The organism is Luteibacter sp. HA06 (genome assembly GCF_054061215.1).
The window spans coordinates 2688927-2707570 of sequence record NZ_JBSSDZ010000001.1 but is presented as its reverse complement, the minus strand read 5'-3'; the positions used below and the strand labels follow the sequence as shown (position 1 = coordinate 2707570).

Sequence of the window (18644 nt, the reverse complement as noted above, 5' to 3'; positions counted from 1 at the left end):
CGCGATACTAGGCGTTCACCGTCGGCAACGAGTCTCATGTCTTTCCAGTCCCCCGGCCTTTTTGCCGAACCCGAAGCCCTCAAGCCCCTGGCCGAGCGCATGCGTCCGCGCAGCCTCGACGAAATCGTCGGGCAGCGGCGTGTGGCGGGCGAGGGCACGCCGCTGCGTCGTGCGCTCGAGGCGGGCAAGGTGCACTCCATGATCCTGTGGGGTCCGCCCGGCTGCGGCAAGACCACGCTGGCCTTGCTGGTCGCTCGCTATGCCGACGCCGACTTCCGCGCGATCTCCGCGGTGATGAGCGGCTTGCCCGACGTGCGCAAGGCGCTCGCCGAAGCCGAAGTGAAGTTCGCGCAGGGTCGTCGCACCGTGCTCTTCGTCGACGAGGTGCACCGTTTCAACAAAGCCCAGCAGGATGCCTTCCTGCCGCATATCGAACGCGGCGTCATCATCTTCGTGGGCGCAACGACCGAGAATCCGTCGTTCGAGCTCAACTCCGCGCTGCTCTCGCGTTGCCGCGTGCACGTGCTCGATTCGGTCAGCCCGGACGACATCGTCGCCGCGCTGCGTCGCGCACTGGCCGATAGCGAGCGCGGCCTCGGCGATCTCAACCTCACCGTCGAAGACGCTTCGTTGCGCCTCATCGCCAGTGCGGCAGACGGTGACGTGCGTCGCGCACTCACGCTCCTGGAAATCGCTGCCGAGCTTGCCGAGGGCGGGCATATCGATGACGCAACGCTGGAGCAGGTGCTCGCCGATCGCACGCGGCGCTTCGACAAGAGCGGCGAGCAGTTCTACGACCAGATCTCGGCACTGCATAAATCCGTGCGCTCGTCGGATCCGGATGCCGCTGTCTACTGGCTCACGCGCATGCTCGACGGTGGCTGCGATCCGCTTTACCTCGCTCGCCGCATGACGCGCATGGCCGTGGAAGATGTCGGCCTGGCCGAGCCGCGCGCGTGGCGCATGGCACTCGATGCGTGGGACACGTTCGAGCGCCTCGGCAGCCCGGAAGGTGAACTCGGTCTGGCGCAGCTCGCGATCTGGCTGGCGATTTCGCCGAAGAGCAACGCGGCATACATGGCATTCAACAAGGCCAAAGCCACCGTAAAGCAGATGGGCACGCTCGACGTCCCAATGCATCTGCGCAATGCGCCGACGAAGCTGATGAAAGGCCTCGGCTACGGCAGCGGCTACCAGTACGACCACGATGCCGAAGGCGGCGTGGCGCTGGACCAGCAATGCCTCCCCGACGAGTTGGTAGGCATGACCTTCTACGAGCCCGTCGACCGCGGCCTGGAACTGAAGCTAGGCGAAAAGCTGGCAGCCCTCCGCGCCGCAAGAGCCGCCGCCCGCAAATCCTAGGATGTTGTGGGAGCCGATTCATCGGCGATTGGGTGGTCGCGACAACCTTGCCTGCGGCAACCTGGCCCGCTGCCGCGGGATCGCCGATGAATCGGCTCCCACACACGCAGGGCGAGTGAATCAGCTGTTTTGCTGAAGCGTTTTGATGAGCAAAGCGAATGCAGCCGAGTGCTGCCTTCGGCTCGGATAAAACAAACGGTACCCCGGATACGAAGGCGACCAGTCTTTAAGTACGGCTTGCAGCACGCCTTGCTCGATGTAAGGCCTCACCTCTCCCTCAGGCACGTAGGCAAACCCAAGGCCTGCGATAGCGGCTCCGACCATCACGCCGAGGCTGTTAAAGGTGCATTGCCCGTCGACGCGAACATTCATCTCGCGCCCGCCTTTCTCGAACTCCCATGCATACAGTCCACCGCGCGTCGGAAGGCGAAGGTTGATGCACGTATGTTCGAGAAGGTCCTGTGGTGTCGAAGGCACGCCGCGTGCCGCGATGTAGCCCGGTGAACCGACGACGAGCAACCGCTGGTCGCCGCTGATGGGAATGGACACCATGTCCTTGGCGACCACATCGCCGAGACGCACGCCGGCGTCGTAGCGCTCAGCCACGATATCCGTCAGGCCATAGTCGATGATGACCTCGACCTTGATGTCCGGATAGGCGGGAAGAAACCTCGCCAACTTCGGCAACAGGATCGCCTCGGCCGCGTACTCATCGGTCGTGATTCGCACGTTCCCGGATGGCGTATCCCGCAGATCACCAAGCGCCGATATCTCGCCACGAATCTCCTCGATCCGCGGCGCAACCGATTCCAGTAGCCGCATGCCGGCCTGGGTCGCGGAAACACTGCGCGTATTGCGATCGAGTAGGCGAAGGCCAATCCGCTCTTCAACGGCACGGACGGTCTGGCTGAGGGCCGACTGCGATACGCCCAGCTTGGCCGCCGCCTTGGTGAAGCTGCCTTCCCGCGCCACGGTCAGCACGGCTTCCAGATCGTCGAGGCTTTCTCGCGCCATGGTCGGCTCCGTCGTCAGTTATTAGTGCATCTTATAAGGCCATTCGTATTATGGCTATTTACCGATGGGTTGGCAGGCTCCAAAGTGACTAGCTCACGAGCTTAAGGAATTTGGCGATGAACGAACCGACGAACGCACGAAAGGCCTTTGGCGCTATGGCCCCGCACCTGGCCGAGATCACGGACAAGGTGCTTTTCGGTGACGTTTGGGAGAATCCCGCGCTGTCGAAACGCGACCGCAGTCTGGTAACTATCACCAGCCTCATCTCGCTATATCGAATCAATGAATTGCCCTTCCACCTGAAGCGAGCGCTCGAAAACGGCGTCAGCAAGGAGGAGATCATCGCAACGATCACACACCTCGCTTTCTACGCCGGGTGGCCGCCCTCGATGACAGCACTCTCCATCGCGGAAAAGGTTTTTGTGGAAGCGAACGAAAGCAATGGCTAAGAGGAACACACGATGGAACTGAAACGCGCAGGCTCACAACCCTCCCAGAAAGGCCCCGAAGCCTGGTTCACAGGCACAGTACGAATCGATCCCCTGAACGTGCCACCCGCTCCCGCGAGGCATTCGTGCGCTGCGGTGACGTTCGAGCCGGGTGCACGATCGGCGTGGCATACGCATCCACTGGGCCAGACGCTTTTGGTGACGGCTGGGTGCGGCTGGACGCAGTGCGAGGGCGAGTCAATCGTGGAGATTCGTGCGGGCGACGTCATCTGGTGTCCGCCGGGTCACAAACACTGGCATGGCGCATCACCGACGACGGCCATGACGCACATTGCTATTCAGGAAGCGCTCGATGGGAAGAACGTCGTCTGGTTGGAGAAGGTGACGGATGAGGAGTATTTCGCGGGACCGGGCGCTGATCGCCAATAAATCGGCTCCCGCAGAAGCTTGACCCCTCCCAAAAGACCGATAGCCCGGAGGGCCGCCGCGGACGTACCCTCGGATCACCACGGCCACGGAGAAGGACCATGCGCATTGCCATAGCCGCCTTGCTGGGCGGGCTTGTGATGTTCCTCTGGGGTGCGTTCGCGCACATGGTGTTACCGATCGGCGAGATGTCGTTCCGGGCGCCTGTCAACGAAGACAAGGTGATCGCCGCGCTGCACGACAACCTGCCGGCCGAGCATGCGATCTTCGTGCTGCCGTATTTCGACATGGCCAAGGGCGATGATCCGAAGGCCAAAGAGGCGTTCTCGGTCAAGGCCAAGTCCTCGCCCTTCGCCTTCATCGTCTACGCGCCCTATGGCCGTGACTACATGGAAATGGGCTACAACCTTTTCCACCAGTGGCTGTCTGACACACTCGCGGCCTTGCTGATCGCCCTGATCCTTATCCGTGCGACGGTCAACGCCATGCGCGGCCTCTACACCGGACTGGCGTTTGGCGTGTTCGCCTGGCTGTCGCTGATGGTGCCGTTCTGGAACTGGTACCGGTTTCCGGCTGCGTTCACTGTCGGCACGCTGATCGAGCAGGCATTCGGTTGGTTGTTGGCCGGTGCGGCGATGGGGTGGTGGTTGGGTAGAGGTGAGCGTCGGGGCTTTGTGGCGCGGTGAAAATGTCGCCGCACGACGCTGCTCACGGCGAAGCCGTTGCGGCGGTCTCCCCCCGGAGCACCAGTATTCCGTCCAGATAATCCGACCATTGGAGCGTCTGGAACTTGCTGTACACGAATGCGCGACCCGGGACGTTGCCTAGCTGCCTCAAAGCGGTGGTAGAGAGAAAGCGCGCGGCGTGCTGATCAGCGTGCGACGCAAACGCGAACGCTTCAAGTGAACCGGGCGGTGGCGGAGCCAGGTCATGGATCGGACCATGGCCTCCTATCGTCCCATACGCTCCACTGACCGCGCTGAAACCCAGAGCATAGGCGTCGTCTCCCATGGCACGGTGCACATTGGCGCCGAAGGGCAGGTCCCTGGAGCCTCTGCCTTCGATGTGGGTCTTGGACGCGTGCACGGACGCCGTCCACACGACCACCTTCGTATCCCGCAGCCACTGCGAGATCAACCACGTCAGGTTTTGATACATCGCCCTGTCACGCGCGCCTTCATCGGCGCCATGCGGGTCGATCCCATCCAGGTAAACAAGGTACGACGACGCCATGGCAGAGAGGCGCGACGATGCTGGCCCCGAATGGAGCGCGGGCGCAGCAGTCACCTTGCGAAGGCAAGCCTTGAGCGTTTCGAATGCCTCTTCGTTGAATGGGTGTGCATCGTCGTACATCCATCCGTTGTGCCTTAAGAGGGCCTCCTGACAACGGCTCCGGTCGTCGCCGTCGAGGACCGCCGCCAATGCCTTCGGCAGCGCCTCGGGTGAGTAGTGCGCACCCACGCCACCGACCTGCGGATCGACGCCTGCAATCAACACGCGTCCAGCAAACGCCTCCTTGAAAAGCCATGTCTCGAAGCCCTGGAAGACGGCGTAGCGCGACCAGAGCGCGCCGATGGCGCTCGACAGTTGGGCTTGTGTCGCCGTGCCGGTGTCCAGCGAATGCTGAAAGTCGAGCATGTCGTAGAACTGGCTTTCGAAGACGACACCGCGGAAGCCGCAGTTCTGGACCAGCATTTCGACGAGCTTTGCTTTTACGGCGATCGTCTGCGCGCCTGCGTGGTTGGCGTCCTCACCGAGGAAGACGATCTTTTTTGAGCACATCTCGTGCAGGGCAGGGGCGAGGTCGTTGGCGGATACGGGCGCTGGGGCGTCGGCGGCGTACGCGGATCCGAAGATGAGGAGACATAGCAGTAAAGATGGCAGGCGGATCATGCAGAATCCTTTCTTTGGGGACGTGTCTCACTGATGGGAGTTCGACGCGGGTGGGATCGCCGATGAATCGGCTCCTACAGTAGCTACTCTGCCTCGTGAGACGTAACCTCCAGACTTCGACTGAGGGAGGCCCACCGCAAGTGACACTTTTCGAAAGCCTCCTACTGTTGCTCCTGGCCGCCGTGGTGCTGCTGCAGGTGGCGCGACGCCTGTCGCTGCCGTATCCCTCCCTGCTGGCACTTGCGGGTGTTGGCGTGGCGTTGTTGCCCGGTGCGCCGGATTTCCCGATCGACCCTCGCACCGCCTTGCCCCTGTTCATTGCGCCGGCGCTGATGGACGCGGCCTTCGATTTCCCGCTGACCCGGGCGAGAAGGTTCTGGATGCCGCTGCTTATCCTGGCGCTCGGAGGTGTGCTGTTGACGGCCTTGCTCGTCGCCTGGGCCGGCTGGGCGCTTGCAGGTTTGCCGTTCGCCGCCGCGCTGGTGCTCGGTGCCATTGTCGCGCCGCCCGACGCCGCGGCGGCCACGGCGATCCTCTCCGGTATGTCCATTCCCCGGGACACCGACGCGATCATTCGCGGCGAGAGTCTGTTCAACGATGCGGCGGCGTTGCTGTTGTTCGGCGTGGCGTTGTCGGTGCAGACCTCGGGCGTGGTGACAGCGCCGCAGGTGCTTGGCTTCGCGCTGGCGGCGCCGGGCGGCGTGTTGTTCGGCGTGCTGGTGGGTCTGGCGTTGCCGTATGCCACGCGATACATCTCGGGCGTCCTGGATAGCAACCTGCTGCAGTTCGTCAACACGTTCCTGGTCTGGATTGTCGCTGATCATCTCCATGTGTCGCCCGTGCTGGCCGTGGTCGCCATGGCGATGACCGTTGCCAGTAAGCGTTCGGATCCCTCCTCGCCACGCCTGCGCGTGCATTCGTACGCCGTGTGGAGCGCCGTGGTGTTCGTTCTCAACGTTACCGCCTTCCTGTTGATGGGTCTGCAGGCGCGGCGCATCGTCGGTGGCATGAGCGGGGAGCATCTTCGCCAGGCACTGATCTTCGCGGGCGTCGTCACGGTCATCGTCGTGGTCGTGCGTATGGCGCTCGCACTGGGTGTCAACCGCACCGTCGTCTGGAACCGTAAGCGTCACGGACGGGCGGGTCCAGCCAGCTGGCAACAGGCGGTGCTCGCCGGCTGGTGCGGCATGCGTGGTCTGGTAACCCTCGCGACCGCCTTCATTCTTCCCGATGACTTTCCGATGCGTGACACCGTGGTGCTTACGGCGTTCTCCGTCGTGCTGGTCACCCTCGTGCTACAGGGTCTTACCCTGGCACCGGTCATTCGTCTGCTCGGTCTCGACCGGCGCTCGGTGGGTGAGCAGGAGCTGCGCGTCGTCCGGCTGGGTCTGGTCAAGGCCGCCATGGAGCGCATGTCCGTGGAAGCGGACGAGGAGGGCATGCGCCTTACAGCGCTCTACCGCATCGAAGTCGAGGCGCTGGACGAGCGCGGAAGCACCGAGGCCTTCGACCGTCACTGCGCACACTCCCAGGCCGCCGTCGCGGCCCAGCGTGCGGAGCTGGAACGCTGCCGGCTGGACTTTCAGCTCAGTGATGACGACTACAATTTCTTGCTCGAGCAGCTGGACTGGCGTGAACTCACCGTCCTTCCTGCCGAGGTGACGCGGATGAGTGGCGGCTAGGCCGACGACGCGCCTCGATAACTGAGGCGTGGTTCTCACCCAGGTACTTACGGTCCCGAAAATCAGGTTTTGGCCGATACGGCCGGTGGGGTGCGCGGAACTACGGTTCCCGCACCAACCACCGAACGGAGCGTGTCATGCCTGCCGATTTTTCACGTACCAAACAACCGATTTATAACGTTACCGCCGATTATTCGAAGAATACCGGCGCGATCGAGTACATCGCCCACCTCATCCTGACCAATAACCGGGTCGTTGCGATCGGCAAGGCCGTGGACGGCAGCGGCTCCGGCGCCACCAACCACCCCGACCAGAAGTTCTGGCGGGAGTCGGCGAAGGCGCTGGCGGATGTGCTTTCGAAAGCCGGTGCCAATGCGCGCGACATCGTGCGCGTCGAGATCGATTGCACGCTGTTGCCCTGCGAGAGCTCGAACGGCTGCACCACCACCGTACCCGCGTTGATGAAGGCCGCGGGCTACGACGGCCTGTCTGTGCGCGTGTTCTCGCATCGCGCCGAGTCGGCCCCGCGTACCGGCGTCCTGCCTGCGCGTTACTACGACTTCACCGTAGGCGCCCGTAACGACGCGTTGCAGGCAGCTCGTGTCGACACCGGCGGCTGGAGCTGGGCGCCCTGATCAAGGCTTCGAGCACCCTGATACCTCATCCATCAAAGGAAAAACATCATGTCAAAGACGCTGATCATCTGGCCGCACGGTTCCACCGACGGCGAGCGCGAAGGTAAACGACTGCAGGCCCTCTATCCGGGCGTGTCTCTCTGGGCGGATGGCGCATCGCTCGGCGGCGTCACTTCGAAAGATATTTCGCTCCTCGTTGTTGTTGGACATCGCGACGAGATCAAAGGCCTGGATACGTTGAAGGCGCTGTCCCAGTGTGTCACCCATCTCGGCGTCCACTACGTCACGATGGCCAACTGCGAGAGCGCGGTGGCCAAGTCGGGTGGCACGCTCAGCGATCAGAACGAGCTCTGGTCACCGGCGCAGCGCCTGGCCAACGATACCGGTGCCGCCGTGCTGGCCACCACGCGCGACCTGCTGTTCGACGAAGTCGGCAAGGGCTTGGCGTTTGCGGGAAGTTCGTCGCACGGCCTCTCTCCGATCAATCCCTCCGGCCAGACGCTCTGGAAGGAATTCAGGAAGCAGGATCCGGTGGACGAGATCACCACCGGTGTCGGCAACCTCTGAGGCCCGACGCCCGCGCGCGCGACGTCCGTCGGGAAAGCCCGGCGGACGTTCCATCCGGCAGGGGAGCTGGCATAGGGTCTTAAGGGGGTCCAGGATGTCTTCGCAACGCCACACCACCGCCCATCGTGGCGGTGTTTTTAGTTATGACCGCGCGCCGGCGACGCCAGGACGGGCATCATGATGCCCGTTACCGTATTGCTCGCGGATGAGCAGGCTTTGCTACGCGAAGGTGTCGCGTCGCTGCTCGCCGCGTTGCCACATTACGAGGTGATCGGCAGCACCGCCGATGGTCGCGACTGCGTGCGCAGTGCGTTGCGTTGCCAGCCAGGACTGATCATCTTCGACTGCGCCATGCGCGGTTTGAGTGGCCTTGAGGCCATCCGTCGAATCGCGCCGCGATGTCCGCGTACGCGACTGCTCTGCCTTTCCTCGTACGACGACTCACGCTGGGTGCGCGCCGCCTTCGATGCCGGTGCGCATGGTTACGTGTTGAAGCACGACGGCTTTGACGTGCTCCACGAAGCCATCGACATCGTGATGCGCTCGCGCTTCTTCATCAGTCCGGATATTGCGCATCTGCTGGTCGATGGCATGCGACGGACGAGCAGCCCTTCGTTTGCCCCACGCGAGCCCTTGAGCCCGCGCGAGCGGGAAATCACCCAGTTGTTTGCCGAAGGGCTCAGCGCGCGTGACATCGCTTCACGCCTGCACGTGAGCGTAAAAACCGTCGGCACGCATCGCGAACACATCATGGCCAAGCTCGGCATCAACGGTATCGCGCAGCTCACGCGTTATGCCTTGCGCGAGGGCCTGACGGCACTTGATCCGTAAAGATCGGCGATCAGGATTTGCACACGCGGTAATCAGGCTTTTCCCGATCCCGCGCGTGTCGCTGTGAACGGATAGTGGATTCCACCAGGGCCCACTAAACCGTTGCATCGGGAGATCGAATCATGGCTGACTTCAATAGTTTCTTTCCAACCTTGCTCAAGCACGAGGGTGGGTTCGTCAACGACCCGAACGACCGGGGCGGCGCGACCAACAAGGGCGTGACCTTCGGTACCTTCACCCTCTACGCGAAGAGTCTGCTCAACGTCGAACCCACCATCGACAACCTGCGCGCACTGACCGACGCCCAGGCCGGCGTCATCTACAAGTCGCAGTACTGGGACAAGGTGCACGGCGACGAGATCTCGCTGCAGGCGCTGGCGAACATCGTGTTCGACTTCCAGGTCAACTCGGGTAACAACGCGGGGAAGTTGCTGCAGCGCGTGTTGAACACGCTCGGCGCCTCGCCGCCACTGGCGGTAGATGGCTCCGTCGGCAAGGGCACGATGGCCGCGCTTGCCAGGGCGGACGCGGTCGCGGTCTACCAGGCCTATAAGCAGGGGCGGAAGGATTTCTATAACCGGATCGTAGCAAACGACCCGACACAGCAGCGCTTCCTCAACGGCTGGCTTGCCCGCGTCAACTCGTTCCCGGATCTTGCGCCAGCTCCCACGGGAGGCGCCTGAGCCATGGCCGCGCAGACCTCCCTTAACACCTTGATTGAAGCGATCGCCGGCGCCGTCGTCGACGCGCAGGATCGCATCGAGCAACACCAGATGTCGCACCTGAGCGACTTCTTCGACGAAGACAACCGCCCGAAGAGCGTCGTCATCCGCATGCCCTCGATGCACCCCGACGCCGCGGAAGACGACGAAGACCTGTACCGCGCACCGATCCTGCCGCTGGTCTCGACCAACGTGCTGCGCATCAAGGAGGTGGAGATCACCTTCGATGCGGACATCGGGCCGCTGATCGAAGGCGACACGCCCGACGACGATGCCACCGCGCAGCCCGGCTGGAAAGGTAGGCCAGCATCCTCCCGTCCGCACCTGCGCGTGGATCCCACCGCCGGTGGCAAGGAGGGCAAGAGCGGTGCGGTGCACGTGATGATCCGGGTCGAAGGCAGTGAGCCGACCGATGGCGCCGCACGCCTGATGAACCATCTCTCACAGACCCAGGGGGTCTTCAAGACGTTCAAGCCCGGCGACTGATCGGTCGATCGCGCTGAACCGCGGTGCGCATCCCGCGCGGCGCGTCAAACACCACAAGGAGTCACATCATGGCTGACGAACTCGTCAACATCTCAAGCCAGTTCAAGGGTCTGCCCATGGGCGACCTGATCGGCTCGCCGCTCACCGCCGCGTGCGAAGCGCAGGTCAAGCTCGCCCAGGCTACCGCCGACTTCATCAAGGTCATCGGCTTCCTGCCGCCGGCTGCGAATGATCCGACCGGCGTGGGCGCCACGCGCACCGCGAGCTTCAAGTTCAAGCGTCCTGTCGACGACCCGAGCGGCAAAGGTATCGCCGAAGAAGAGGTCGAACTGGAGGTTCCGCTGCTTGCCATCGTCAAGGTTCCCAACCTGAGCATCACCACGGTGGACATCACCTTCAACATGGAAGTGAAGTCGTCCTTCAGCCAGACCGAGAAGGATTCCAAAAGCGGATCGTTCGACGCGTCGATGTCGATCGGCTGGGGCATTTTCAAGGCGACCGCGAAGGTCTCCGGTGCGGTGTCCTCGGCGAAGGAGAGCACCCGCGCTTCCGATAACTCCGCCAAGTACAACGTTTCGGTCCATGCCGAAGACGGCGGCGCGCCGGAAGGCCTGATGCGTGTCCTGGACATCCTGCAGACCGCTTGCGCGCCTCGCAAGATCGGCGCGCCGGTGCTCGTCCCGGCTACGACGCCGGCGATTGCGGGCGGTGGTGCTGCGGGTGGTGCTGCCGGTGGTGCTTCGGGTGGCGCGGCCGGTGGTGCAGCTGGTGGTGCCGCGGGCGGTGGGACGATCGTTCCGTAAATGCTTCGATCCAAATACGGATCGCGGCGCCCGCAAGGTCGTCGCGATCCCTTTCCGGAGAAAACAGGATGTTCGACCTGACCGACGTGAAGTTCGTCAAACGCGTGGTTGTCGGTAGCGACAACCCCAACCAGATGAGCAATGAGGCAAAGATCGACGAAGCGCGCGCCTTGCTCAACCGGTGTCTCACCGATTCACCGCGCGGCTCGATCATCGGTGTCGAGAAGAGCTTCACCATTCTGCAGATCGGCGAGCACCAGGTGGTGCTGCAGTGGATCTGCTACCACGTGGGATTTCCACGTAAACCGTCATGGCTGGTCGGGGAGTAGGGCGCATGGCTGTCTGCACGTTCGACCAGTTGCTTTATGCACTGCGTGTGTCGGTGGAGGCGGCCAATGAGTCGCTGCGGCGGCGCCGTGCGATGCAGGTCGCTGCAGATGACAGCGATGGTGAGGCCCTGCACGTGGAGATTCCGCGTGACGCGTCTCCGGATGCGCCGTTGGAACCGGTGGTGATACCGCTGCGCGAGTTTCGCGACCCGCGAGTGCCACAGGTGGCCGAGCTATCGGTGTCGTTCGATTGCCGGCTGCGTTATGAGCGGCGGCCTTCCGGCGTGGAGGAGCTCGTCATCGATATGGGGCCGGCGCGGCGACGGTGGTTCCAGCGGGTGCGAACGCACCACATGCATATCAGTTTTCTTGCGCGCGACGCGTGGCAGCCGCGGATCGTCCTGGACGATCGGGTGGTGAGTGCACCTGTCGCAGCGGGGGTGGGGTGATGGAGAAGCTTTCTGGGGTGCGGGTTTCTGGGGAGTGGGCCAGGGCGGTTCTGGCGTGTGTGGACGAGGCGCCTGTTGCGGCGCGCCGATCGCGTCTTGCGTGGGTGCTTCGGGGATTGGTTGTTCTTTGCGTTCTTGCCGGGGGTGCCGGTGTGGTGGCGTGGTTTGGCCGGTAGGTCGGGCTGTGCCTTTTCTTTCTGGACTGAGGAGAAATTTATGATTTCGTTGATAGGAAGAGCTTCGCCGATGAATCGGCTCCTGCGGGGGTGCGTTGTGTTGGGGGTGTTGCTGCCTGGGTTGGCGTTAGCGGCGCAGCCGCAGGGCGTCTGGACGGGGCTGGTGCAGCAGGCCAACACGGATGTGTCGTCGGAGGTGACGTTCGGGGTCAATTCGGCGGATGTTCACTTCGGCCCGAACTTATCGTGCAGCGTACCGGCAACGTTTCTTAAGGAGGTGGGCGCGGCCACGGTGTATCGCTTCGGGGTGACGAAGAACGGCGGAAAGTTCTGCGAGGGACTCATGGGGCGTGACCTCACGTTTACGCCGGAAGCGGATGGGCGCCTGGCGATCGACTTTCCCTCAGCCAAAACCACGTGGCATGGGAATCTCAAGCCGTCCCCGGCGGTTACAACCCACCCCTGAGCGAGGTCGCCATCATGGACACCATGCTGCTGTTCACCCGCTTCTGGCTGCTGCTTGCAGCCATCGGCGGCGCCTTCCTTCCCGTGGCGCTGGGCGCCGAGCCTTCGCGTCAGCGGGCCGTCATCCAGGTGGTCTGTGGCGCCATGATGGCGATCTTCCTGGCGCCCGCTGTGGAAAGGCGTTTCCTTCCTGACTCGCCGGCAGATATCCAGGCCGGCGTGTCCTTCCTGGTCGGTTGCTTCGGACTGCGCGCAACCAAGATCGCCCAGCGATTGATCGACACGCGCGGCGAGACGCTGGCCAACCGTGTCCTCGACCGCATCACGGGAGGCGGCAAGCCATGAACGAGGATATTTATCTCTACGGCGATCTCGCCTGCAGCGTGGTGATGATGGTCTGCGGATGCTGGCTGCTCACCGACCCCCACTTCCGCCGGTTGCTGCGCGTGTGTCACGCCTGTGTCGCCGGAGGCGCCGTGGTGAACGTCCTCGGCATTGTGGCGGATCAGGTGGGGTTCGAAGGCATCAGCTATGGCCATGTCTGGCCTGGAGAGCTCGTCGTCAATGTGGGCGTGTCGGTGCTGATGGTGACCTGGGTGCGGCGCTCGAAGCAGCGGTATCGCGCGCCTAAAGCGTAGCGGGAATCCCAATCACTGGTTGGGCCTCGCGAAAGCTCACGGAAGCCTCGGAATGCCAAGGGAACAGACCGTCTCGCGACGGCCATACGATCTGATAGAGCGGAAAGGGCTTCTTCTCGTAGTACCAGAGTGCAAACCCAACGGACTCGCGAAACGCAGATGCCGGTACCTCGGCGAAGTCGCAAGAGGCGCTCTCCAGGAGGGCCGCCGTCGGTCGGGTGAGATCGATGGGAGAGCCCGAACGTGCGGCATTGGCGCATATGACCAGCACTTCGTGGGCGACTTGTCTGGGTAGCCCGAAGACGATGAGTTCCGGATGCCCGTAGGTTTGAAAAAGGCCAACGGTGAAGGAGTAGCCGACGCGCGCGCCATCGGCGAGGATGTGAATACAGTGCCATCCGTGCACAGCGATGTCATCGAGGAGCTTCTGCTCGGCCTTGTCGTTGCCGGTGTGCTGGACCATCGTAACTATCTCCCTTCCGTTCGCTTCCACGTTGCGTAAGCCGCACGCGATGACTTAAGGGTCCGACGGCCGGTACCATGCGGACACATTGGATACGTCGCCAAGGGAATAAGCAATGTCACTCAAGAAATTCGCCGTCTCCGCATTCATGGTGGTGGCGTTGGGCGGGACGCCGATCGCCAACGCCGGCATTGAGTTGCCGAAAAGCATCCAGGCGCAGATCCCTGCCGGGTTTGAGGTCATGCAGTCCGCACAAGGCCCGGAGCTCGGCAACAAACGAACAAGCTTTCTCGTCGTCGTACACCACACCGTAGACACCATGCAGAACGCCTCACCCCGTCCGCTTCTCATCTTCGAAAGCCAGGACGACGGCGCCTTCAAACTGGTCGCTCGCAACGATGCTGTAGTGCTTAAAGCCGACGACGGCGGGCAGTGCGATCCGTTCGACGAGGACGACGAAGGACTAGCCGTCAAAGGCGCGTACTTCACCGTGCAGAACGCCGTCGCCTGTGGGTCGCACTGGTCGGACTTCATTACCTTTCGCTACGACGCGAAGACGGGCAAGTGGCTCTTCCAGAGCGAGATCCACACGATGTCATTCCCGCTGGAGGGAACGCCCGACAAGACCTCCGTCACACGGGCGGACAAGGCGAAGCCGGTCTCATTCGCCGACTGGAAGCCCGAGCGCTGAGGGGAAGGGAGGCCCGGCAGCCGCGCCAGACCCGTCCCCGCCCAAATTTGCGATAATCCCCGGCTCGCACCCCCACGGAAGCCCCACCCATGCTGGATCCAGCCCTCCTGCGCGGCAAGCTCGCCGAAACGGCTGAGCGCCTGCGCGCCGCCCGGAACTTCGACCTCGACGTCGTGACGATCGAGCGCCTCGAATCCGAGCGCAAGGCGCTCTCGACCGAGACCCAGGAGCTGCAGAACCTCCGTAACACCCGTTCCAAGGCCATTGGCCAGGCGAAGGGGAAGGGCGAAAGCGTGGACGGCCTCATGGCCGAGGTCGCCGGTATTGCCGACAAGCTCAAGGCCAACGAGCAGGCGCTCGCCGAGGTCCAGGCCAAACTGGCGGACATCGCCCTGGGCATCCCGAACCTGCCCGACGAGTCCGTGCCCATCGGCAAGGACGAGAACGACAACGTGGAGATCCTGCGTTGGGGTCACCCGCGTCCGTTCGACTTCCCGGTCAAGGACCACGTGGACCTGGGCGCCCGTCACGGCTGGCTCGATGGCGAGGCCGGGGCCAAGCTGTCCGGCGCGCGCTTCACGGTGATGCGCGGCCAGCTCGCCCACCTGCATCGCGCGCTCGCCCAGTTCATGCTGGACCTGCACACCACGCGCCACGGCTACCTCGAGCACAACGTGCCGCTGATCGTGAATGCGGCCGCGATGGAAGGCACCAGCCAGCTGCCCAAGTTCGAAGAGGATCTGTTCGGCACGATGGTCGACGAGGTGAAGCGCTACCTCATCCCCACCTCCGAAGTGACGCTGACCAACCTCGTGCGCGAGAGCATCGTCGACGCCGGCGACCTGCCCATGCGCATGACCGCGCACTCCATGTGCTTCCGCGCGGAAGCCGGTAGCTACGGCCGTGACACCCGCGGCATGATCCGCCAGCACCAGTTCGAGAAGGTCGAGATGGTGCAGATCGCCACCGCCGAGACCAGCTTCGCCCAGCTCGAGGAGATGGTCGGGCATGCCGAAGCCGTGCTGCAGGCGCTCAAGCTGCCGTACCGCAAGGTGCAGCTGTGCACGGGCGACATGGGCTTCGCCGCGGCCAAGACCTATGACCTCGAAGTCTGGCTGCCCAGCCAGAACACGTACCGCGAGATCAGCAGCTGCTCCAACTGCACGGACTTCCAGGCCCGCCGGATGGCGGCTCGCTGGCGGAACCCGGCCAGCAACAAGCCGGAGCTGGTGCATACCTTGAACGGCTCGGGCCTGGCCGTGGGGCGGACCCTTGTCGCTGTGATGGAGAATTTCCAGCAGGCGGATGGGTCCATCGAGGTGCCGGAAGTTTTGCGGCCTTATATGGCGGGGATTGAAGCGATCGCCTGATCCCTTGGTACCCTCTCGTCGGGTACAATGGGCACTGGCCGGGTGCAATGCCCGGCCGGCGCGTTGGAAAAATACGGAGAGATGGCCGAGTGGTTTAAGGCAGCAGTCTTGAAAACTGCCGTAGGTGTGAGCCTACCGTGGGTTCGAATCCCACTCTCTCCGCCAATTGGCGGCACGCTTGCTCCTCGCGAGATGAACCAAGCAAGTGAAAGGTGTCGACCAACGCATTCATGCCAGTTAGTCGCGGAGTCACTTCCACTCTTTGTCACACTGCGTTAAAACGGCGGAACGCGGTGGTCACGAGACGCGATGTGAAGAATGGACCGCCTAACGCCCCGATGTCGAAGGTTTGCTCTTAAGGCAATTTCTTTCTACAAATAAGGCTTTTCGAAGTGGATCGTGACGGGGCTGCCGAACGTACCTTCACGATTCGAGATTAGGTGGAAAGGCCCGTCAGTCGTCGAAGTCGAGATCCATGTCGGATGACCAACGTCGGAGCTCATTTCGTTGAGCTTTGTATCTTAGGCGTGCTAGTGCGGCTATGGCTCGGTCACCCCATGCAGTTACGAACCAAAAGCTTCCGAGTCCAAGAATCGCGGATGCAACTTGAATAGACTTAGCATCCTTCAGCATGGAAGAAAATGGAGCAGCGAAACACGTCACGGCCATGACTAGTATGACTAGTTTGATCCCCCCGACGAACTTCTTCGTTCTCCTGTCGAGTTTGGCGGCGCGTCCGTCGAGTGATTGCTGTTGTAGCAACTTTTTATCCCCCTGCTCCTTTTGCACACTTTCGAGCTGCCGGCGGTACGTGTCCATTTCATGTTGAGCACTCGCTAGCTCGAAATTGACGCTGCCAACCGTTGCCTCGGATCCAGTGGCGCGTGCCTCGGCGGCCGCGCGCTTTTGTATTTCTGCTTCGAGAGAAGCTTGCGTTGCTGCTCGTTCCGCTTCAAGCAAAGGCCGCGCAATTGCCAACTTCATCTCTTCAAGAACGCGTTCGGCGGTAGCAGGAGCCACCGGTATTTGTGTCCCGGCAACGGCTCGCATGGGACAAAGTGAAGCACGTTCGTCACGCATCAATGCCTCGAACTGCATCCGATGCTCGCCGCCGAGTTCTTCCAGTTTTGCCGCGAAGGCCTTCATGATTTCCGGGCGCGGCGAAATGGCTGCGGCGCAGCTTGCGATTAGTCGTTTCTGCGAAAGGCTAACAGCAGAAATGTTTCGTGCAAACCAGGTGATGGCAACCAGTTGTGCATCAGTGACGCATGTGAACCTGGGGTCGGGCTCAGATCGCCCCGTAGAAAGGAACTGATTAGCACGGCCGGCGAGCGCCGCGTTCCGTGTTACAAACGTGGTGCCGGCTTTCAGAACCGAAGCCGGTGCGCGATTTTCGAGGCGCATGCGGATGACGGTCGCAATGCTTTTAGCATCAGTAATGCGGCGTTCAAGATTTAGATGGACATCGCCCAGAGCATTTCGAAGGCTGTCGAAATTCGATTCGGTAAACCATCGTTTGAAGCGCGTCTCCTCGTAGAGCTCCGACCGCAATACCGAAACGTCCAGTTCTTTGAGGCGCTCCTCCAGCGTATCCATGACATGCGTGGCATACATAAGGTGCCCGGCGGAGGTCCTCAGCCGAGCAGCCAAGTGGCCAAAGGCTTCGCCCTTCTTGTGTTGCTCTAGGGTCGTCCGTATCGTCCTTCGCATTTCTTCGATCACGTGGTCGAATGTCGCCAGTCGAAATCCTGCTTGGACAAACTGCTCTAGTAATTCCTTGGCGTACTCAGTGTGCTCCGGGCTATTGAGGTCGAGCGCATCCAGTAAGAGTGGGCCGTCCATGGCAGCACGGAGGTCAGGGTCATTGTTGCTCGTCTTTGGCATTGCGAGCGCCGAGACGGCGTCTGCCACCAACGCTCCGAACGAAATCTGCGACACCAGATTGAACAGCTCTGGTGCTTCCATGTGGATGTGGAGCACGTAATCGGGCACTAAGAAATCTAGCGCCTGCTTTTCGCTCCACCCGTCATCGCCAACTTTTTTGGGACGCAACGACAGTTTTGAGGGCTTCTGGCCTGATAAGAAGCTTGTGGTGACCTCTGGGCGCGCGATGCGTTCAAGGAAAGCAGCGTCGATCCTCTCCCGGGGCAAGGACTTTCCCATTGGATCAAGTATGCGGTGGACCCAGGCGGCGAAGTTATCGAGAACTGCCTCTATACCGGATTCATCAATACCGTCAATTTGGTCAGGAAATTCGACGCAGTGGAAGATTCGTGGCGGCCCCTCGACCAGTAGCCCAGCCTGGACCATCCTTTCGGTTAGCGCCTTCGCGACGGACGCCGTCATGGAGAGTCCGTAACGTTCTGAGAACTTCCGAGCAAAGGCATTGGGGTCGTACAGACGGCTCGCAAACTCGTTGATGATAGGTATGAAAAGTGGGGTCAGGCCCCGAATCGCGTCGCCCGTACGCTCATACTCGCTCGCGACTAAAGCGAACGCGGCTAAATCATTAGACATCATTAAACTCATGGATTCCCCAACTACCATGATGCGTTGACCAGTGTTATTTTTCAATCAGGCAAGCGCGGGACGTACGATTGAAGTATCGCGCCCTAACTGTCAACTATGTCAATAGCAGCTGTTTCCGTTGCAGGCAGGGCTTTAGCGTCGCAGGAGCATGAGCGGTTCGCTGGACTGCGCGAGCGACGCGACGACCATACATTTTAGTTGAAAGGCGGCTTTGTTACGCCCAAGCGAGTCCGAGATACTCGGTACGCATCATCCCGTCACTGACGCTCCGCCCAGACACTACTGGCCTGACAAGAAACGTCAGTCCAGTTGCATTCCGATTCGTGTGACGGGTATCGCACCTCAAACGTTGTCGCCGCCGTTTTTTCCTCGCAACGTGGTTTATGCCAGGTGTTTGCCGAGTAAGTCTCGTCGGTCTCATCAAGAGTTTGCCGAAAATATACAACGTCTGCGCCGACGCGCGATGTCGACCCTTCCTCTCGTACGTTCGCGACACTCCGGCTTTTTTACCATTTAGCAGGCAAGGCGAAATAGCAGAGGCTAAGCACATATTCTTTAAAGAGTGCAGAACCGAATGAGTCTGCAGGGAATTTCGGTCGACATCTAGCTTGCGGGACCCTCTTTCCCGAAGGAACAGGCAGAAGGACTCATTTGCCGTATTTGC

The 18644-nt window shown here is 61.8% G+C and carries 21 protein-coding genes, 1 tRNA gene and 1 pseudogene; 19 read left to right on the top strand and 4 right to left on the bottom strand.

From position 1 onward, the window contains the following. The first annotated feature begins 36 nt into the window (after positions 1 to 36). On the top strand, positions 37 to 1362 hold the full coding sequence (locus tag ACVWWJ_RS12525) for a replication-associated recombination protein A (RefSeq protein ID WP_456968121.1): 1326 nt from the start codon (positions 37 to 39) through the stop codon (positions 1360 to 1362). Between the two features lie 120 nt (positions 1363 to 1482). Here ACVWWJ_RS12525 and ACVWWJ_RS12520 read toward each other — a convergent pair whose 3' ends face one another. Continuing rightward, the gene (locus ACVWWJ_RS12520; protein ID WP_456968120.1) at positions 1483 to 2376 is read right to left on the bottom strand and encodes a LysR family transcriptional regulator; all 894 of its coding nucleotides are present in this window, start codon (positions 2374 to 2376) and stop codon (positions 1483 to 1485) included. Positions 2377 to 2492: 116 nt separating this feature from the next. On the opposite strand from ACVWWJ_RS12520, the gene ACVWWJ_RS12515 reads away from it, so the two are divergent. From ACVWWJ_RS12515 to ACVWWJ_RS12505, 3 genes are all read left to right on the top strand, one after another. Continuing rightward, complete coding sequence (locus ACVWWJ_RS12515; protein WP_456968119.1) at positions 2493 to 2825, top strand: carboxymuconolactone decarboxylase family protein; 333 nt, start codon at positions 2493 to 2495, stop codon at positions 2823 to 2825. Positions 2826 to 2837: 12 nt separating this feature from the next. Then, a complete protein-coding gene (locus ACVWWJ_RS12510; protein WP_456968118.1) occupies positions 2838 to 3254 on the top strand; it encodes a (R)-mandelonitrile lyase in 417 nt (138 codons plus the stop codon). Positions 3255 to 3352: 98 nt separating this feature from the next. Continuing rightward, complete coding sequence (locus ACVWWJ_RS12505) at positions 3353 to 3937, top strand: hypothetical protein (RefSeq protein WP_456968117.1); 585 nt, start codon at positions 3353 to 3355, stop codon at positions 3935 to 3937. 22 nt (positions 3938 to 3959) lie between these two features. Here the strand turns inward: ACVWWJ_RS12505 and ACVWWJ_RS12500 are convergent, their stop codons facing one another. Beyond that, on the bottom strand, positions 3960 to 5144 hold the full coding sequence (locus ACVWWJ_RS12500; protein ID WP_456968116.1) for an erythromycin esterase family protein: 1185 nt from the start codon (positions 5142 to 5144) through the stop codon (positions 3960 to 3962). 140 nt (positions 5145 to 5284) lie between these two features. On the opposite strand from ACVWWJ_RS12500, the gene ACVWWJ_RS12495 reads away from it, so the two are divergent. The 12 genes and pseudogenes from ACVWWJ_RS12495 to ACVWWJ_RS12440 all read left to right on the top strand — a co-directional run bounded on the left by ACVWWJ_RS12495 (position 5285) and on the right by ACVWWJ_RS12440 (position 12927). Beyond that, the gene (locus tag ACVWWJ_RS12495) at positions 5285 to 6826 is read left to right on the top strand and encodes a cation:proton antiporter (protein ID WP_456968115.1); all 1542 of its coding nucleotides are present in this window, start codon (positions 5285 to 5287) and stop codon (positions 6824 to 6826) included. Between the two features lie 137 nt (positions 6827 to 6963). Continuing rightward, on the top strand, positions 6964 to 7461 hold the full coding sequence (locus tag ACVWWJ_RS12490) for a hypothetical protein (protein ID WP_456968114.1): 498 nt from the start codon (positions 6964 to 6966) through the stop codon (positions 7459 to 7461). Between the two features lie 48 nt (positions 7462 to 7509). Next, complete coding sequence (locus ACVWWJ_RS12485) at positions 7510 to 8028, top strand: hypothetical protein (RefSeq protein ID WP_456968113.1); 519 nt, start codon at positions 7510 to 7512, stop codon at positions 8026 to 8028. Between the two features lie 177 nt (positions 8029 to 8205). Continuing rightward, entirely contained in the window at positions 8206 to 8859 is a 654-nt protein-coding gene (locus ACVWWJ_RS12480) for a response regulator (protein ID WP_456968112.1), read from the top strand. Between the two features lie 122 nt (positions 8860 to 8981). Beyond that, complete coding sequence (locus ACVWWJ_RS12475) at positions 8982 to 9542, top strand: glycoside hydrolase family 108 protein (protein ID WP_456968111.1); 561 nt, start codon at positions 8982 to 8984, stop codon at positions 9540 to 9542. Between the two features lie 3 nt (positions 9543 to 9545). Continuing rightward, positions 9546 to 10067 carry a DUF2589 domain-containing protein gene (locus tag ACVWWJ_RS12470; RefSeq protein WP_456968110.1) on the top strand — a complete coding sequence of 174 codons (522 nt, stop codon included), beginning with the start codon at positions 9546 to 9548 and terminating at the stop codon, positions 10065 to 10067. 68 nt (positions 10068 to 10135) lie between these two features. Then, positions 10136 to 10750, top strand: a pseudogene (locus tag ACVWWJ_RS12465) (DUF2589 domain-containing protein); the annotation flags it as partial. A 188-nt stretch (positions 10751 to 10938) separates the two neighbouring features. Beyond that, positions 10939 to 11199, top strand: coding sequence for a hypothetical protein (locus tag ACVWWJ_RS12460; protein ID WP_159895101.1), 261 nt, complete (start codon positions 10939 to 10941; stop codon positions 11197 to 11199). Positions 11200 to 11204: 5 nt separating this feature from the next. After that, on the top strand, positions 11205 to 11648 hold the full coding sequence (locus ACVWWJ_RS12455) for a hypothetical protein (RefSeq protein ID WP_456968109.1): 444 nt from the start codon (positions 11205 to 11207) through the stop codon (positions 11646 to 11648). 246 nt (positions 11649 to 11894) lie between these two features. Continuing rightward, the gene (locus tag ACVWWJ_RS12450; RefSeq protein ID WP_456968108.1) at positions 11895 to 12290 is read left to right on the top strand and encodes a hypothetical protein; all 396 of its coding nucleotides are present in this window, start codon (positions 11895 to 11897) and stop codon (positions 12288 to 12290) included. Positions 12291 to 12304: 14 nt separating this feature from the next. Further along, positions 12305 to 12634: a hypothetical protein gene (locus ACVWWJ_RS12445; protein ID WP_456968106.1), complete on the top strand. Its 330-nt coding sequence runs from the start codon at positions 12305 to 12307 to the stop codon at positions 12632 to 12634. Then, entirely contained in the window at positions 12631 to 12927 is a 297-nt protein-coding gene (locus ACVWWJ_RS12440; RefSeq protein ID WP_456968105.1) for a hypothetical protein, read from the top strand. Before ACVWWJ_RS12445 ends, ACVWWJ_RS12440 begins: the two co-directional genes overlap by 4 nt. Here the strand turns inward: ACVWWJ_RS12440 and ACVWWJ_RS12435 are convergent. Further along, entirely contained in the window at positions 12917 to 13390 is a 474-nt protein-coding gene (locus tag ACVWWJ_RS12435; RefSeq protein WP_456968104.1) for a DUF4262 domain-containing protein, read from the bottom strand. The two genes, ACVWWJ_RS12440 and ACVWWJ_RS12435, sit on opposite strands and share 11 nt — an antisense overlap. Before the next feature lie 115 nt (positions 13391 to 13505). Between ACVWWJ_RS12435 and ACVWWJ_RS12430 the strand changes: the two genes are divergently transcribed. From ACVWWJ_RS12430 to ACVWWJ_RS12420, 3 genes are all read left to right on the top strand, one after another. Further along, positions 13506 to 14081, top strand: a complete 576-nt coding sequence (locus ACVWWJ_RS12430) for a hypothetical protein (RefSeq protein WP_456968103.1) — start codon at positions 13506 to 13508, stop codon at positions 14079 to 14081. Positions 14082 to 14170: 89 nt separating this feature from the next. Beyond that, the gene (gene serS, locus ACVWWJ_RS12425; RefSeq protein ID WP_456968102.1) at positions 14171 to 15451 is read left to right on the top strand and encodes a serine--tRNA ligase; all 1281 of its coding nucleotides are present in this window, start codon (positions 14171 to 14173) and stop codon (positions 15449 to 15451) included. Between the two features lie 75 nt (positions 15452 to 15526). After that, positions 15527 to 15616: transfer RNA gene (locus ACVWWJ_RS12420), tRNA-Ser, on the top strand. A 288-nt stretch (positions 15617 to 15904) separates the two neighbouring features. Here ACVWWJ_RS12420 and ACVWWJ_RS12415 read toward each other — a convergent pair. Then, positions 15905 to 17980 carry a hypothetical protein gene (locus ACVWWJ_RS12415; RefSeq protein ID WP_456968101.1) on the bottom strand — a complete coding sequence of 692 codons (2076 nt, stop codon included), beginning with the start codon at positions 17978 to 17980 and terminating at the stop codon, positions 15905 to 15907. Between the last annotated feature and the right edge of the window lie 664 nt (positions 17981 to 18644).